This is a genomic window from Priestia sp. YIM B13490 (assembly GCF_042787735.1).
Taxonomy (GTDB): Bacteria; Bacillota; Bacilli; order Bacillales; family Bacillaceae_H; genus Priestia; species Priestia megaterium.
This window is the reverse complement of record NZ_JBHZOT010000008.1, coordinates 149134-165061: the sequence shown is the minus strand read 5'-3', so window position 1 is coordinate 165061 and position 15928 is coordinate 149134. Positions and strand designations below refer to the sequence as shown.

The following is a 15928-nucleotide window of genomic DNA, read 5'->3' as shown; positions in this document are numbered from 1 at the left end:
GCATAATTTTAGGGATTGAATGAAAAGGACGGATTATGATGCAAAAAGTTACTATGCTGGACGTTGCAAAAGCAGCAAATGTCTCCAAAAGCACCGTATCACAATACATTAACAAACGGTATGAATATATGGGCGAAGAAACACGAAAGAAAATTAAAGAAGCGATTGATACACTCGGCTATCAGCCCAATTATCTAGCAAGGAGCTTAAAACAAAAGCGAACGTCAATGATTGGGATTATTGTCGCGAATATTATGCACAGATTTTCTACTGAAGTCATTCGTGCAATTGAAGACTATTGCCATTCACAAGATATACATGCCATCATCTGTAACGCAGATGATGACCCTGATAAAGAAAAGAAATATATTAATATGTTAAAAGCAAAGCAAGTAGATGGCCTTATTTTATTTCCAACGGGAGCCAATACTTCTCTTTATGAGCAGATGATCAAAGAAGAATATCCGGTTGTTATTATGGATCGCAAAATTCATGATGTAAAAGGAAAAATTCCATCCGTAGTGGCGAACAACCAAGAAGCCACAAAACAGGCTATTTTGCATCTCCTCGAGCTTGGACATAAGCATATAGCGATTATTACAGAACCATTAACTATTACACCCCGGATTGAACGTGTAGAAGGGTACAAAGAAGCGTTAACATCAGCCAATATGCCTGTAAATGAATTCATGATTATCAACTGCAAAAAAGCGGACATGCAAAAAGCGCTTGAGAAGCTATTTGCAGCCGATAATTCGCCGACAGCGCTGCTTGCTGGAAACGATTTAGTATTCATTGAAGTGCAGAAATTTATTAAACAACACGGATTTAATATCCCAAATGATTTATCTTTAATTGTTTATGATAATATTCCTTACGCAGATGTAGCAACGCCTGCTGTTACGACGATTTCGCAGCCAGCTTTTGATATGGGAACAAAAGCAGCAGATTTACTTATTAAACAAATTTTAAAAGAAAAGATAGCTTATGAAGAGTACCAGTATGAGTGTGAATTAATTATTCGAGAAACAACTTTGTCGCATTAAACTAAAAAGAGCGCCTATGGCGTGCTCTTTTTAGCTCATCAAAATATTGGTTTTTTTTACGCAGTTACTAAACCGGTTTAGTAAAAAGTGAGGAGAAAAAATATGAAGATACAATTAGCATTAGATCGTGTCACAATTGAAGAAGCTATTATCCTTGCCAAGCTGGCAGAACCCTCTGTTGATTGGATTGAAGTAGGTACATCTCTTATAAAAGAGTATGGAATTGAAAGCATTTATAAAATCAAACAGGCATTTCCGCACAAGACGATTGTAGCAGATATCAAAACGATTGATAACGCAGAGTATGAGTTTACAATGTGCTATCAAGCAGGTGCAGATATAGCAACAGTCATGGGTGTATCACCTTTACCTACGATAGATACTTGCGCAAATGTCAGCGAAAAATGGAATAAAAAAATGATGGTTGATTTATTAAACACGTCAAGCAGCTCGCAAAAGCAAGTGGGTATTTATAGAAACGCTATTTTTTGCCATCATATCAGCAAAGACGAGCAAGAAAAAGAAGGAAAATCGCTGAGTCAAATAAATTTGCGGCAATATTTTCATTCAGATGCCCAAATAGCAGTAGCAGGAGGAATTAATCCAACCTCAGCAGCATCATTACTTCAAATGAAGGCGGACGTCGCGATTATTGGATCAGCGATTACAAAAAGTGCGGATGTGGCAGAAGCATCTGCTGAATTTCAAAACTTATTTATGAGCAGGGGGAACGTATAATGACAAAAACACAAACGATTTTAGACGAAATTACGGCCGTAATGAATCACATAAAAGAACCGCAAATAGAAGAAGTAGCGTTTTCACTTTACCAAGCAAAACGGATTTTTGTTATAGGCGAAGGCCGCTCTGGGTTAATGGGCAAATCGTTTGCGATGAGACTGATGCATTTAGGTGCGACAGTATATGTTGTAGGGGAGACCATTACTCCTTCGATTGCAGCAGGTGACGTGTTGGTGGCTGTATCTGGTTCAGGAAAAACACAGCAAGTGGTGAGTGTAGCTAAAAAAGCCAAAGAAGTAGGATGTTCAGTTATCGGCATTTCAGCTAGTACAGAATCACCGTTAACTGCTCATACTGATGAGCTGCTGCACATTCCCGCTGCAACCAAATACCGAAGCGAAAATGAAGCAGCTTCCATTCAGCCACTTGGCTCGTTATTTGATCAATGTGCTCACGTTGTATTTGATACCATTTGTTTAGAATACGGGAATTTGAATCACACGGATCATGAACAGGCATTTAAGCAGCACAGTAATTTAGAATAAGAGGAAAGAGGCTAGAACAAAAGTAGGTTATTTAAAAGAAAATCCGAACGATGAATCGAGATTCTTGATAAAGAATCACATTCGTTCGGATTTTTTCATTGGTATTGATGAGCGTAGGTTTCATGTGTGTAGTTGCTTCTAGCTGTTGATTGAATCGATGTAGTTATGTCTCACTCTCTTTTGATACAGGTAAGTCTAAATCTGAACGTTGACTTCACTTCAAAGTAAATAACAGCATTTTTATGCTGAAATTGCTATAATATACAAGCCGGTACATATACTAAGGCGACTGAAAATAAAGGAGTTTTGATTAATGACAAAAATAAAATTAATTTCACATAACGATTTAGACGGGGTAAGTCCAGCACTATTGGGTCGGTTAGCGTTTGGTGATGATAACTTTGATTACAGCACGGTAAGCATTGGCCGCATCAATGACACAGTGACACATTTTATTGAAGAAGAAAACGATGGAGACACAGCTTTATACATAACGGATATTAGCGTAAATGAGGAAGTAGCGGAAAAATTAAATGAACTGGTAAAAAAAGGCCAGAAAATCACTCTTATTGACCATCATATCTCTGCTCTTCCACTAGCTCAGAAATACGATTGGGTTCATGTTATTGCAGAAGACGAAAACGGTAAAAAGACGGCAGCTACATCTCTTTTCTACGACTACTTAGTGCGCAACAACATGCTCCAAAAAACGGCGTTGCTTGATGAGTACGTAGAACTTGTGCGCTTATTCGATACGTGGGACTGGTTCCATGAAAATAACTTGAAAGCAAAGCGCCTTAATCACCTATATTATCTAATCCCGCATGAAGAATTTAAAGAAACCATTCTAGAAACGCTTCGTGAATCGTACCATACTGAAAAGCAAGAATTTACGTTTACGGACAAACACGAAATTTTACTAGAAGCAGAAGAAAAAAAGATTGAAAAATACATTTATGATAAACAAAAACAAATCATAAAAGAAAGGGTTGAAATTGCTAACACAGCGTACAACGCAGGGATTGTATTCGCGGATACATATCAGTCTGAGCTAGGAAATGCACTGTGTCTAGAAAACGAAGATATCGACTTTTCCGTTATGGTGGACATGGGACGCCAAAAGATTGGGTTCCGTGCAGTAAAAGACGAAATCAACTTAGCAGAAATTGTTGGGCACCTTGGAGGAGGAGGTCACCCAAAAGCTTCTGGATGCAAGTTAACGGCTGAAACGTTTGCTCTTTTCGTCACGGATCACTTGTTTAAAGACGAAGAAAAAAGTGAATAAAGCGTATAAGGAGGAGATGATATGTCGTTTAAAGATTTAGTTGTTGTTGTTACCGGAGCTGCGAACGGAATAGGTAAAGATGTATCCCGCGCATACGCGAAACAAGGTGCAAAAGTGGTATTGGCAGATGTGGACGAAACCGAAGGAGAGCGTCACGCAGAAGCTATTCAAAGACAAGGCGGAGAAGCCATTTTTGTGAAAACAGACGTCCGAAAAGAAGGCGACATTTTAAATCTCGTTGAAAAAACGGTCAGTACGTATGAAACGATACATATTTTGATTAATAATGCAGGCGTTTCCCGCTGGAAATCACCGTATGAGCTAACCATTGATGAATGGGATGACATTATCAATACGAACCTGCGCAGCGTGTTTCTATGCTCTCGCGAAGCAGCTAAGGTGATGAGAAAAAACGAAAGCGGAGGCTCCATTGTAAACTTAGCGTCTACGAGAGCTACAATGTCTGAACCTCACACAGAAGCCTATGCGGCTACAAAAGGAGGAATCGTTGCTTTAACTCATGCACTTTCCATTTCACTTGGTGATGACAACATCACAGTAAATGCTATTTCTCCAGGATGGATTGAGACATCTGACTACGATGGCCTTCGTGAAATCGATCATACGCAGCATCCGTCTAATCGGGTGGGAACGCCAGCGGATATCTCAAGAGCGTGTATGTACTTAACAAACGTTGAAAATGATTTTGTAACAGGAGCTAACCTCGTAGTAGACGGGGGAATGACGCGAAAGATGATTTATGAACATTAAGCATCTACGAAAAAAGACTGCCGTATTTAGCAGTCTTTTTTCATATAATCATCAAAAGAAAACGATAATAATTTTTTCTTGACAGAACAAAATAATCATTGTAAAGTAAGTTACATAAAGTAATTAAATTTCAATTAATATTTTTTAAGTTTAATATCTCGAATTAAAGATATATGAATCCATTATATCTTGTTTATCTCCTTTTATCAGGGGGAAGGGTATAAACATGCAATTTAAGCTTAAAAAAACAAACAATTAGGAGTGTGGAAAATGGGTTTTTTAGATAAATTATTTGATAAATCAAGTGATCAACAACAGGTTGGAAAAGATTTTTATGAAGCAATTAAAAACCGACGTTCTATTTATGCAATTGATAAAAATGTAAAAATATCAGAAGAAAAAATTGAAGAAATTATCAACTTTGCGGTGAAACATACTCCTTCAGCATTTAATTCCCAAAGCGCACGCGTAGTCGTTTTATTTGGCGAACAGCATGATAAAGTATGGGATATTACGAGAGAAACGCTTCGTAAAATTGTTCCAGCTGAAAATTTTTCAGATACGGATCAAAAAATGAACTTATTCGGAAGCGGCTATGGAACAGTTCTTTTCTTTGAAGATCAAGAAGTAGTGGAAGGGCTCCAAAAGCAGTTCGCATCTTACAGCGAAAATTTCCCGGTTTGGTCTAACCAATCATCAGGCATGCTGCAGCATGTGATTTGGACAGCGCTTGAGCTCGAAGGCCTAGGAGCAACATTACAGCATTACAATCCATTGATTGACGATGAAGTAAAAGCAGCTTGGAATATTCCAAGCTCATGGAAATTAATTGCCCAAATGCCATTTGGTAATCCTGTGTCACCTGCGGGAGAAAAAGAATTTCAACCGCTAACTGAACGTGTAAAAGTATTTAAATAAGCAAAATAAGAGGTACGGACAAAATTATTTTAGTTGAAGCAAAATCCGAACGATAAATCGTTCGGATTTTTTCATTGGTACGGCAAGCGTAGGTGTTGCGTATGTAGCTGCTTCTAGCGGTTGATTTCGTTATGTCTCAGCCTCTTTTTTTTCAGCAAATAGTTTGAATATTCTTTTATGTTTAACCTAAGAAAAATGCGGTTAAATAGGAGGAGTAGTCCTCAAATCTTCTGTGGAATTTATGCGCTATACATAAGCAATTCAACGATGTTTTACAAAAAAATAAAGTTTTTAACTTGGTTTTTTAGAGAATATTTGTTAACATATCCACTTGTGAGGTCTTAGTAAGAGGAGGATGATGTAAAGAATCCCATATCGGACGCAAGGGCGTAGATATGTGGAGTGGGAATTTTAAAGGAGGATTTTATGTCTGATCAAGGAAATCAAGGAAAATTTAAAAAATCAATATCGTTACTTGACCTAACGTTAATTGGGATGGGAGCTATTTTTGGTTCCGCCTGGTTATTTGCGGTTAGTAACGTAGCGTCAAAGGCTGGTCCGGCCGGAAGTTTTTCGTGGCTGATTGGCGGAGTCATTATTTTACTTATCGGTTTAGTGTATGCTGAACTTGGAGCAGCGCTGCCGCGTACCGGTGGAATTATCCGTTATCCGGTTTACTCACATGGTCATTTAGTGGGTTACTTAATTTCATTCATTACCATTATTGCTTACACAAGTTTGATTGCCATCGAGGTAACGGCTGTACGTCAGTATGTTGCGTTTTGGCTTCCTGGTCTAACTAAACATGGTTCTGAATCGCCTACTACAATCGGCTGGTTATTTCAGTTCGCGTTATTAACGCTATTTTTTATCATTAACTACGTAAGTGTAAAAGCATTTGCTAAGTCAAATGTCATTATATCTGTGTTCAAATATGCGGTTCCTCTTACAATTATCGTCGTGTTGGCTTATCACTTTAAATCAGCTAACTTTACAACTGGCGATTTTGCTCCGTTTGGTTTTAATGGTATCCAAGCAGCCATTTCAACAGGTGGCGTTATGTTTGCTTACCTAGGACTTCACCCTATTGTTTCTGTAGCCAGTGAAGTTAAAAACCCGCAGCGTAATATTCCAATCGCGCTCATTATCTGTATTGTACTTTCAGCGATTATTTACACAGCACTGCAAGTATTGTTCATTGGTAACATCCCGGCTGATATGCTATCAGGAGGATGGGGAACAATTCAAGAGCAATTCTCTTTACCATTTAAAGATATTGCACTTATTTTAGGCCTTGGCTGGTTAGTAACGCTTGTTATTTTTGATGCTATTTTATCACCAGGCGGTAACGGGAACATCTTCATGAATACAACTTCTCGTTTAGTTTATGCTTGGTCTCGTAATGGAACATTATTTAAACGTTTCTCAAAAGTAGATAAGAAAACAGGAATTCCACGTGCGTCACTATGGCTATCATTTGGAATGTCCGTATTCTGGACACTGCCATTTCCTTCTTGGGAAGCGCTAGTAAACGTATGTTCAGTGGCACTTATTCTGTCTTATGCGATTGCGCCAATTTCAGCTGCTGCATTCAGAGTAAATGCAAAAGACCTTAAAAAACCTTTTAAATTAAAAGGCATGAGCGTTATTGCTCCTGTTTCATTTATTTTCTGTTCATACATCGTATATTGGTCAGGGTGGACGACAATTTCTTGGCTGCTAGGATCACAGCTTCTAATGGTTGTTATCTACGTAGCGTTTAAGAAATACGTACCAACTGACGTTGTAAAATTTGCACAGCAGCTTAAATCTGCTTGGTGGCTAGTTGCTTATTATATTATTATGCTTGTTATCTCTTATCTAGGTTCATTTGGTGGAGGACAAGGTGTGCTAAGCAACCCGCTTGACTTAATTTTAATTGCCCTTGTTTCACTTGGTATTTTCTACTGGGCGAAATACACAGGTTTACCAAAAGCAGTTATCGATACAGATGATTAATAAAAAACACGGCATGAATTCATGCCGTGTTTTTTATTTGTAGAGCTACTTACTCTATTTATTTATCAAACAGCCATGTTTTTAAAATAGCAGCATACTCACGAAAGTAGGCTTGAAGTTTAATTGAATTTGGTGTTTTTGCACCTAAAGGATAAACGTCAAAGCCTTGACGTTTGGCAATAATAGAGGCGCGAAATAAATGAAAATCACTGCTAACAAGTACGACTTTTTTGTGTTGAATATCAACTTTCTGTTTAGTGAAAGTAAAATTCTCAAAAGTAGAAGTTGACTGATCTTCTTTTATAATTCGATTCTTCTTAATTCCTTCTTTCCGCAGAAAACGATAGGCTGCCTCTGCTTCAGAAATTTCTTCATCGGATCCTTTTCCGCCCGTTACGATAACTTTTGTTTGTTGATTTGCTTGTAAATAAGATAAGGCCGTCTTTACTCGTTCTTTTAAACTAGGAGACATTTGGTCACCATCTACTTTAGAACCTAAAATGAGCACATAATCTGCGTTTTGTGGAACAGGCTTGTGAGCAGTTTGATACATACAAAAAGATGTGATTGCTATATAAAGAACAAACACGCTGATAAAGACATAAATGATTTTTTTCTTCAACTGTGAGCACCTTCCTAGCTATTCCATAAGATGTTTGGAAAATAATTGTTATTATAGCATACGAGACCCAAATAAGTATAAACACAGTAATATATAATAATAGAAGAAAATCGTTATTGTGAATGGTTATAAAATTCGTTACAATAAAGAATAAATAATTTTAAAAGTGCCTCTAAGGAGGATAATAGGGAAATCGGTGTAAATCCGGTGCAGCCCCCGCTACTGTAAATGTGGATGAACCTGCAAAGACCCACTAGTCAAACTAGGAAGGGTGCAGAAGTAAAATGAAGCATAAGCCAGGAGACCTGCTTTTAAAAACCCCTTATTTTTCGGTGGGAGAAATAAGTCAAGACAATGTGTTAATGAGCGCATGACCAAACCTTGACTTTTACAGTTAAGGTTTTTTTATGTGGTAGGGAGTGGGAAAAGTGAAAAAAGGAAAACCGCTTATGATTCAAGGAACGCACTCAGACGCTGGAAAAAGCATGATTGCTACAGCATTTTGCCGTATTTTTAAAGAAGACGGCTATCAAACTGCACCGTTTAAATCGCAAAATATGGCGCTTAATTCATACATTACAATGGATGGAAAAGAAATTGGCAGAGCGCAAGGAATTCAAGCAGAAGCGGCTGGAGTAGAAGCAACAACCAATATGAACCCTATTTTAATTAAACCTACTCGTGATCATGAATCTCAAATAGTTGTTCACGGAAAACCGCTACGTAATATGTTTGCTTTTCAGTATCGGCAAGAATTTTTTAATGAAGGTTTGAACGTTATCACGGAAGCTTATAAAGAGCTTGCCAATCATTATGATCGAATTGTGATTGAAGGCGCTGGAAGTCCTGCCGAAGTCAATTTGAACGATCGAGAACTCGTAAATATGCGCGTTGCAAAAATAGCAGAAGCGCCTGTTGTGTTAGTAGGAGATATTGATAAAGGTGGCGTTTTCGCGAGCCTAGTGGGTACTCTTCAATTGCTTCCAGATGAACACAAGTCTAGAGTTATCGGAGTGTTAATTAATAAATTCCGAGGAGATTTAGAACTTTTAAAACCAGGGTTGAAGTGGTTTGAAGAATACACGGGTGTTCCGGTTCTAGGAGTTATTCCTTATATGAACAACGTGGAAATTGATGCGGAAGATTCGTTATCACTTAGAAATTACTCAACGCTTGTGAATCCCTTAAAAGAAATTGATATTGCGGTCATCTCGTACCCGCGCATCTCAAATTTTACAGACATCGATCCTTTAAGCTTAGAAGAAGACTGTCACGTGAGGCTTGTAACCAAGCCGTCGCAATTAGGTACGCCTGATTTAATTGTTTTGCCAGGAAGCAAAAATACGATTGAAGATGCTCAGTTTTTACAAGAAAGCGGCCTGGATCTAGCCATTAATCAAGTCTTGAACACAACGAACGTTCACGTCATTGGCATCTGCGGAGGATATCAAATGCTAGGGGAGACAATTACAGACCCTGATGCAGTAGAATCTCGGATTGAGTCCATTAAAGGGCTGGGCTTGCTTCCAGTGGAAACGGTTATGACAACCAGCAAAAAAACAGAAAGAGTTTCTGGGTATGTCCAGTTAGAAAATGAAAGAGTTTCGATTGAAGGCTACGAAATTCATATGGGAAAGACGGTTTCTAAGAGCACCACGAAAGCTTTTGCAGTGGTAGAGCATGAAAAAGAAGGAACGGTTAAAGACAATGTCATTGGCACGTATGTTCATGATGTGTTTCATAACGATTCTTTGCGCAGAGCTTTGCTTAATCAAATTCGTAAACATAAAAAATTGCCGCCTATTACGGACACATTCAACAGTCGCCTGCAAAAAGAGGAGTCTTTTTCAAAAGCAGCAGCATATGTGAGAGAAGCCGTAGATATGGAAAAGCTGTATCAGTTAATAGACAACTATAAAAGTCCGGAGCAAACACAAAAAGTATAGCTTGTAGAGGCTTTCGCTTGTTTTTTTACCAAGAACTTTAGTACGCTATTCTACGTTGCACAGTTCAACAGTCTAGCACTCGTAACAAATAAAAGATGATTGTTTCCAACTTAATGCATGGTGGAAGCATGGTTTATGGACAGGAAAATGAATGGTTAATGTAATATAAAACATCACGCCTCGTTTCCTAGAGGAGCTGAACGTATTGATTTTTAAACGTATTTTTTTTAACAAAGCATCTATTTTATACATAGTCAGTTTATTTATTGTATGTACTTCGATAATTATGGGCGTATTTATTGGTACAGTTTCGTTAACCGTAGGAGATACAATCAAAATTATTATTGGCCACCTTACCGGGCTATCCTTATATCACGGTCCGGAAAACATGGATTTAATCATTTGGCAAATTCGTTTTCCAAGAGTACTGGTGGCATTTTTAGTAGGAGCTTCGCTTTCAATAGCAGGGGCTGCCTTTCAAGGGCTATTAAGAAACTCGCTTGCCGATCCTTATACGATTGGGGTTTCCTCAGGTGCAACCCTTGGCTCTGTCATGGCAATTTATTTTCATTGGAGTATTTTTGGTTTGTCTATCTTCACGCTGCCTGTAGTCGGCATTGTATCTGGTTTTATTACTCTTCTTTTAGTTTTTGGTATTACAAAACTCGCAAGCGGCAATTTGGCCAATGAAACCATCATCTTAGCGGGGATTATTTTATCATCCTTTATGAGCGCGCTTATTTCATTAATTGTGGCTCTTTCTCCCGAAGAAGATGTAAGGCAGGTTTTATATTGGCTAATGGGAAGCGTATCAATGAGAGGATGGTCTCATATTCAAATTTTAGGGCCGTTCTTTTTGATTGGTACAATTATGCTGTTGTTACATGTAAAAGAGCTGAACGGCTTAGCATTTGGCGATCAATCCGCTCAGTTTATGGGAATAGACGTAAAGAAGAAAAAAAGAATGATTTTAATAGGTGCATCCGTATTAACAGGGGCTGCGGTATCAGTATCTGGGGCAATTGGATTTGTTGGCTTAGTTATCCCCCACGTAGTTCGTCTCGTAGCGGGAGCTAATCATAAGCATGTACTGCCGCTTTCTATTTTAATTGGAGGAAGTTATTTGGTTTTAGCAGATTTATTGGCACGAACGATATTAGAACCTCGTGAACTGCCGATTGGAGTCGTAACTGCCTTAATTGGTTCGCCGATTTTTACCCTGCTCCTTGTAAAAGAACGTATGCGGAAAAGAGGAATATCATGATTGAACTATATAATGTGACAGGAGGATATGATAAGCAGCAGCCGACCGTTCGTGACATCACGTTCACCGTAGACAAAGGTTCTTTTGTCGCTTTACTAGGACCAAATGGAAGCGGGAAAACAACGCTTATTCGCTTAATTATGAATGTATTAACCATTCAATCAGGAGAAGTGAAGGTGGAAGGAAAGTCAGTGAAGGCTTATTCACCAAAACAACTGGCGCAAAAAGTTGCAGTCATGACGCAAGAAAATCAAATTGGGCTAGAATTTACGGTTCAAGAAATTGTTTCACTTGGACGTTACCCTTATCAGGCAAAAGGATTGTTTAGCACTGTATCAGCACAGGATGAAGAAGTGGTGGAAAGCGTGATGAAATTAACAAACGTCTGGCACTATAGAAATCATACTTTTCAATCGCTAAGCGGTGGAGAAAAACAGCGGGTTTTACTGGCTAAAGCACTAGCGCAAGAACCTGACTACTTACTTCTTGATGAACCAACGAATCACTTAGATGTAAAACATACAATGGAACTGCTTCAGCTGTTAAAAACTTTACAGCAGGAAATGAGCTTGACGGTCCTAGCCATTTTGCATGATCTCAACATTGCCTCGCTGTTTGCAGATAATGCCGTGTTACTGAAAGATGGAAGAGTAGAAGAAACCGGGATGGATGCCATTTTTCAGGATGCAGCTACGTTAAAAAGAGTATATGACGTTGATTTGCATGTATTTCACCATCCCGCTGTGAACAAGCGACAAATTGCTTTTGTGCCGCCGTATCAATATCCAGAGACGGACTTCCATGAGTTGTATCAGTTACAAAAGGAACCGGGCAAGCTGTGTTTATCCTTTGTTCGTCCTTTGAGAACTCTTTCCCTGGGTTCAAATGAAACAGGTCTAGACTGGTGTCAAGAAATTGTTCAACAGCAAAGCAGTGCTAACGCGGCGTGGAAATCTGCGTCTTTATCTAGTTATGAAGTTCGCTTAAAAGACGATAAAGGTTACTCGTGGCTGGCTGTGCTGACACATGGACAAAAAGAAAACGAAGTAAATATTGTTCTACTAACAAATGCGCCGTTTTCGGACGGAAACTTACTTCATGCTGCGATGAAGGTAATTGAGTACCGGGCTTTCTTAGGAAAAACAGGACGTATTGTTGTAGCATCATCTCATCATAAAGAAGAAAATCAAGAAGAAATTTCAGAGTTCTTGATGGAACGCCTCCAAAAAGAATTACAACTATTTATGGAAACAAAAATGACCGATAATTGCTTTAAATAAGCAGTAGCGGTCATTTTTTATTCTTCGGAGTGATCATCAGATTTTTCTGTTTCACCTCCTGAACTCATCGTTGTTTCAGTTGTATGTTCATCAATCTTTTTTTCTTTTAGCTTAACAGAAAACAAGTCTTTGACTTCTTCATCTACTTGATCAGAGTCAGCGCTGTAAGTGGTGCCGATGTTTAAGTGACCGGTCAAATCTTTAATGCCTAGCTGGCCGAAATTATTACTAAGATCAATTTTGTCTAACAATACTTTTTCGACCATGATTTTTTCAACAACAATGGACTGCTTTGGCTGAGTTATTTCATCAATCTTTTTGTCAAGAGTTTTCACCATCTCATATAAGGCTGTATTAGACGATTCTTCCTTTAACGCAGAGAGCTGTTTTTGAATAGCTTCGAAATTAGGAGCTGACTGCATAGCCGAGAGTAAATGAGCTGTTTGCTCGTGCAGTTGAGACAGTGATTGAATAAGGTGAGCTGATTCATTTAATTGCTGATGAAGCTCTTCTATTTTAGGGATCGCGTCGGTTAAACGCGTCACTTGATCAATAATTCCCTGCAGGTTCAGCGCTGAATCTGTCGAAAGAGCAGGCTTTGTGAATTCAGCTTCAGCAGAGGTCTTAGGCTCCATTTGGCTAGGCAACTTCTTTGGCTGTTGAGGGGGTTTTTTTAGATTAGACTGTTTTTTAGCTTTCATCTTTTCCGGTAATTCTTTCCGCTTTTGATTAGAACGTTGGTCTATGGGACCTGCTTTTTTTTGAGTTGGAAGGGAAGACGGGTTTATTTTACGGACTGTTTCAATTTTAGGCGATTGTTTAAACCACTTAGAAAACATGAAATTCCCTGCCTTTCATGCTACGTATAGTTCTGCACAATAAATTACAAATCAAATTTCACATGCAAAAGACCATCTTTAAATGATGCGTGACACGGCGCTTCCCCTACACCAGGCGGAAGGATGATTGATCGTTGAAACGTTCCTTCACGTCTTTCTTTGTGAAGAACATTTGCATCCTTCACGGTTAAAAGAGATGAACCGGATATGTGTAAAGTATTTTCATGCATGGTCAATTCGACGTCTGTTCGTTTAGCACCGGGTATTTCAATTACAACTAACAGCTGATTTGCCCATTCATATACATCAATTAAAGGATAATCTCGGTACTCATTTACAATTTGAGGAGAAGCATCTGCTTCCGTATCATTCTTTTCTTCATGATCATCATCAAAAATTTTTTCCCAAAATTTCGTATGGTTTTCTTCTTGTAACGTTTCTGCCCACTTTTTAAATTTTCCGTGATTCATATTTGTCACCTTCTTTAAAAAAATAAAACAAGTCCTTTTGCAGCTTTCTATTTTATATGTATGCATGAAAACAGAAAAAAACGTCCACTTTAATCTAAATCGTGGACGTCTATTTGAGACATAGGAATATTAACATGTTTAGGCATCCGGATTTCCAACACTCCGGAACGATAGATGGCGCGTGTGCCTTTTTTACGAACCGAACAAGGAAGCTGAATTTCTTCTTTGAAGGATTCTTCTCCATCTATTCCTTCAATCGTACACACATATGGCGTATGATAGACTTTAATGCTTGATACAATATCGCGGTTAGGGATTTTTAGCTGCACAATGCATTCATCTAATGTATTGATGACGTTTGAATCAAATCTTCTTGGCTTTTGTCCATGACCTTCAGTTCCCATATCCTGCTGTTCTTTCATCATGTCTTGGGCTTGCTTAAAGAATTCATTTCCTTGCATAAAATCCGGAAAAGAATGGGACATGGTAGAAGAAATCATTTGCTGAATATACTTATTCATGTCTTTAGATGCCATTCCTTTTGGGATATTTTCCATCATTCCTTTAAAAGGAGACTTTCCAAATGGAAACATATTTACACACCTCCTTGTAATGTGCCAAGTAAAACGACAAAATTGTTAAAGCTAAATTTGATTTCCAATTGGAGCTGAAGGGTTTGCAATTTGATCTTGATCACTTACATCAGGATCTAACACGCCCGTATTCATTTGAGAGCAAGTAGGAGAGAAGTTACCTAAAGAGAAATTCGCGCCGTTAAACTTGGAGTTCGCCGTGTGACTGTTTTGAATGGTGGAACCAAAATCAATATTTGCGTTTTACGTGACACCGTTTGTTACGATATTAAAAACGTTAATTTGAAGAGGCATAAAGAGACTCCTTACTGTTTTTATTCATTCTACTCCAACGGTTTATTGCGTTCAGAGAGAATGTATTCACCGTTTGTCGTCATGCTGTTGACAAGCATTGCCCTATATCACTGCTGATAACCATTGACATGATCAACGTTTGCAATATCTGTTTGGTCATTTGTATCAGGATCGATATAAATGTTTCGCATTTTCGAGGAAGCAGGTGAGACATCGCCATAAGAAGAGTTCGTACCAGTGGATTTTGAATGAGCCGTGTGACTGTTATGGAGTGCTTCGCCAATGTTGACAGAACCGTTGCTTGAGATACTGTTGATCTTTAAATTATAAATGTTAATAACACTTGGCATATGCTCTCACCCTTTTCTATGGTTGATTAATGTATCCTATGATGATAAGTGCCTAAACGTTCACAATTCCTCATAACTAAAATCGCCTTTTCCGATTGAAGGAAAAAGCGATTGAGAGAGGATTACTTAATGATATGATGGGCTTATGAAATGGGTGCAATACGATAATTCTTTTTTTCTAAAATGTAAGAGATGCTTTGTTGGACAGTGGAAAATGTTCGCCAATTAAACTGAGAATCTACAAGCGAAAGAGCCATTTTTGAAGAAAGACCAACAATAAGGCAAGTGGTACCAATCAAACGCAAAGCATCGTGAAGCGTGTTAATATAATAACCGTGTTCTTCATCTAACGAATGAAGGGAAGATAAATCAATAAGCAAATAGCGCGCCTGTTCTTTTACAACTGCCTCCAATACCGTTTCAGTTAGCTTCTTGCCACGTTCTATATCCATCTTACCGGTAATGGGCACAGCTAAAACCTCGTCCCATATTTTTAATAAAGGTGTGGACAAATCCTCAATTAACCGTTCTTTTTCAAGCTCTGCTTCGGCTTGATCTGTAAAGTCTAATAGCATAAGCAAGTAGCCATAACGCTCGCCGTCTTTTGTATCAATAGGGTGAATCACAGCTTCTGCTACGTATTGACTGCCAATCGTTATACGCGTTCGGTAGGTTGTATGAAGAGAGGTGAGTAATTTTTCCGCTTCTTCAGAATTGGAATGAAAGAAGTCCATATGCTTTCCAATTAACTCTTCGATATGAGATAACTGGTAGATTGGGAGTACTGGCTGGAGTGTTTCAATTGCTCTTGCATTCATCCACTGCACACGATAGTCTTTATCTGCAATGATCATGGTTTCTTGAATATTTTCTAAAATCAAATGGCCATTAAGCTTTTGTGGAAGTCGTCCAATTCCATTCATTCTCCATCTCTCCTTATGTGTGTATTAAGTTTATGTACATCTA

At 38.4% G+C, this 15928-nt stretch carries 17 protein-coding genes and 1 riboswitch; of the genes, 10 read left to right on the top strand and 7 right to left on the bottom strand.

The features are described from left to right. The first annotated feature begins 35 nt into the window (after window positions 1-35). The 7 genes from ACFX4R_RS22110 to ACFX4R_RS22080 all read left to right on the top strand — a co-directional run bounded on the left by ACFX4R_RS22110 (window position 36) and on the right by ACFX4R_RS22080 (window position 7304). Window positions 36-1046, top strand: a complete 1011-nt coding sequence (locus ACFX4R_RS22110; protein ID WP_043981535.1) for a LacI family DNA-binding transcriptional regulator — start codon at window positions 36-38, stop codon at window positions 1044-1046. Between the two features lie 102 nt (window positions 1047-1148). Then, window positions 1149-1784 (top strand): 3-hexulose-6-phosphate synthase, encoded by a 636-nt coding sequence (gene hxlA, locus ACFX4R_RS22105; RefSeq protein WP_043981536.1) that lies wholly within the window; start codon window positions 1149-1151, stop codon window positions 1782-1784. Further along, entirely contained in the window at window positions 1784-2332 is a 549-nt protein-coding gene (gene hxlB, locus ACFX4R_RS22100) for a 6-phospho-3-hexuloisomerase (protein ID WP_028412834.1), read from the top strand. The genes hxlA and hxlB overlap by 1 nt, the downstream gene beginning before the upstream one ends. A 313-nt stretch (window positions 2333-2645) precedes the next feature. Next, window positions 2646-3617, top strand: coding sequence for a DHH family phosphoesterase (locus ACFX4R_RS22095; protein ID WP_043981537.1), 972 nt, complete (start codon window positions 2646-2648; stop codon window positions 3615-3617). A gap of 21 nt (window positions 3618-3638) precedes the next feature. Further along, a complete protein-coding gene (locus ACFX4R_RS22090) occupies window positions 3639-4388 on the top strand; it encodes an SDR family oxidoreductase (protein WP_043981538.1) in 750 nt (249 codons plus the stop codon). 270 nt (window positions 4389-4658) lie between these two features. Further along, entirely contained in the window at window positions 4659-5306 is a 648-nt protein-coding gene (locus ACFX4R_RS22085; protein WP_050689790.1) for a nitroreductase family protein, read from the top strand. Window positions 5307-5732: 426 nt separating this feature from the next. Continuing rightward, a complete protein-coding gene (locus tag ACFX4R_RS22080) occupies window positions 5733-7304 on the top strand; it encodes an APC family permease (protein ID WP_013057634.1) in 1572 nt (523 codons plus the stop codon). A 58-nt stretch (window positions 7305-7362) separates the two neighbouring features. Here ACFX4R_RS22080 and ACFX4R_RS22075 read toward each other — a convergent pair whose 3' ends face one another. Further along, complete coding sequence (locus ACFX4R_RS22075) at window positions 7363-7926, bottom strand: YdcF family protein (protein WP_043981540.1); 564 nt, start codon at window positions 7924-7926, stop codon at window positions 7363-7365. 147 nt (window positions 7927-8073) lie between these two features. Next, window positions 8074-8253: riboswitch (cobalamin riboswitch) on the top strand. A gap of 92 nt (window positions 8254-8345) precedes the next feature. Between ACFX4R_RS22075 and ACFX4R_RS22070 the strand changes: the two genes are divergently transcribed. From ACFX4R_RS22070 to ACFX4R_RS22060, 3 genes are all read left to right on the top strand, one after another. Further along, window positions 8346-9872: a cobyric acid synthase gene (locus ACFX4R_RS22070; protein WP_237074443.1), complete on the top strand. Its 1527-nt coding sequence runs from the start codon at window positions 8346-8348 to the stop codon at window positions 9870-9872. Window positions 9873-10077: 205 nt separating this feature from the next. Then, complete coding sequence (locus ACFX4R_RS22065) at window positions 10078-11136, top strand: FecCD family ABC transporter permease (RefSeq protein WP_043981542.1); 1059 nt, start codon at window positions 10078-10080, stop codon at window positions 11134-11136. Next, window positions 11133-12416, top strand: coding sequence for an ABC transporter ATP-binding protein (locus ACFX4R_RS22060; protein ID WP_165574979.1), 1284 nt, complete (start codon window positions 11133-11135; stop codon window positions 12414-12416). Before ACFX4R_RS22065 ends, ACFX4R_RS22060 begins: the two co-directional genes overlap by 4 nt. Window positions 12417-12433: 17 nt before the next feature. Here the strand turns inward: ACFX4R_RS22060 and ACFX4R_RS22055 are convergent, their stop codons facing one another. The 6 genes from ACFX4R_RS22055 to ACFX4R_RS22030 form a co-directional block, all read right to left on the bottom strand. Next, window positions 12434-13255 carry a hypothetical protein gene (locus ACFX4R_RS22055; RefSeq protein WP_043981544.1) on the bottom strand — a complete coding sequence of 274 codons (822 nt, stop codon included), beginning with the start codon at window positions 13253-13255 and terminating at the stop codon, window positions 12434-12436. 44 nt (window positions 13256-13299) lie between these two features. Next, on the bottom strand, window positions 13300-13725 hold the full coding sequence (locus ACFX4R_RS22050) for an Hsp20/alpha crystallin family protein (RefSeq protein ID WP_028409089.1): 426 nt from the start codon (window positions 13723-13725) through the stop codon (window positions 13300-13302). A gap of 89 nt (window positions 13726-13814) precedes the next feature. After that, entirely contained in the window at window positions 13815-14318 is a 504-nt protein-coding gene (locus ACFX4R_RS22045) for an Hsp20/alpha crystallin family protein (RefSeq protein WP_013057627.1), read from the bottom strand. Between the two features lie 51 nt (window positions 14319-14369). Beyond that, window positions 14370-14552, bottom strand: coding sequence for a spore germination protein (locus ACFX4R_RS22040; protein ID WP_237074493.1), 183 nt, complete (start codon window positions 14550-14552; stop codon window positions 14370-14372). A gap of 167 nt (window positions 14553-14719) precedes the next feature. Continuing rightward, entirely contained in the window at window positions 14720-14962 is a 243-nt protein-coding gene (locus tag ACFX4R_RS22035; RefSeq protein WP_013057625.1) for a spore germination protein, read from the bottom strand. A 143-nt stretch (window positions 14963-15105) separates the two neighbouring features. Continuing rightward, window positions 15106-15885, bottom strand: a complete 780-nt coding sequence (locus ACFX4R_RS22030) for an STAS domain-containing protein (protein WP_013057624.1) — start codon at window positions 15883-15885, stop codon at window positions 15106-15108. Window positions 15886-15928: the final 43 nt, after the last annotated feature.

Bases quoted from the DNA above. Each gene is read 5' to 3' on its own strand.
- ACFX4R_RS22110 (WP_043981535.1), top strand. From the start codon at position 36: ATGATGCAAAAAGTTACTATGCTGGACGTTGCAAAAGCAGCAAATGTC.
- hxlA (WP_043981536.1), top strand. From the start codon at position 1,149: ATGAAGATACAATTAGCATTAGATCGTGTCACAATTGAAGAAGCTATT.
- hxlB (WP_028412834.1), top strand. From the start codon at position 1,784: ATGACAAAAACACAAACGATTTTAGACGAAATTACGGCCGTAATGAAT.
- ACFX4R_RS22095 (WP_043981537.1), top strand. From the start codon at position 2,646: ATGACAAAAATAAAATTAATTTCACATAACGATTTAGACGGGGTAAGT.
- ACFX4R_RS22090 (WP_043981538.1), top strand. From the start codon at position 3,639: ATGTCGTTTAAAGATTTAGTTGTTGTTGTTACCGGAGCTGCGAACGGA.
- ACFX4R_RS22085 (WP_050689790.1), top strand. From the start codon at position 4,659: ATGGGTTTTTTAGATAAATTATTTGATAAATCAAGTGATCAACAACAG.
- ACFX4R_RS22080 (WP_013057634.1), top strand. From the start codon at position 5,733: ATGTCTGATCAAGGAAATCAAGGAAAATTTAAAAAATCAATATCGTTA.
- ACFX4R_RS22060 (WP_165574979.1), top strand. From the start codon at position 11,133: ATGATTGAACTATATAATGTGACAGGAGGATATGATAAGCAGCAGCCG.
- ACFX4R_RS22055 (WP_043981544.1), bottom strand. From the start codon at position 13,255: ATGTTTTCTAAGTGGTTTAAACAATCGCCTAAAATTGAAACAGTCCGT.
- ACFX4R_RS22050 (WP_028409089.1), bottom strand. From the start codon at position 13,725: ATGAATCACGGAAAATTTAAAAAGTGGGCAGAAACGTTACAAGAAGAA.
- ACFX4R_RS22045 (WP_013057627.1), bottom strand. From the start codon at position 14,318: ATGTTTCCATTTGGAAAGTCTCCTTTTAAAGGAATGATGGAAAATATC.
- ACFX4R_RS22035 (WP_013057625.1), bottom strand. From the start codon at position 14,962: ATGCCAAGTGTTATTAACATTTATAATTTAAAGATCAACAGTATCTCA.
- ACFX4R_RS22030 (WP_013057624.1), bottom strand. From the start codon at position 15,885: ATGAATGGAATTGGACGACTTCCACAAAAGCTTAATGGCCATTTGATT.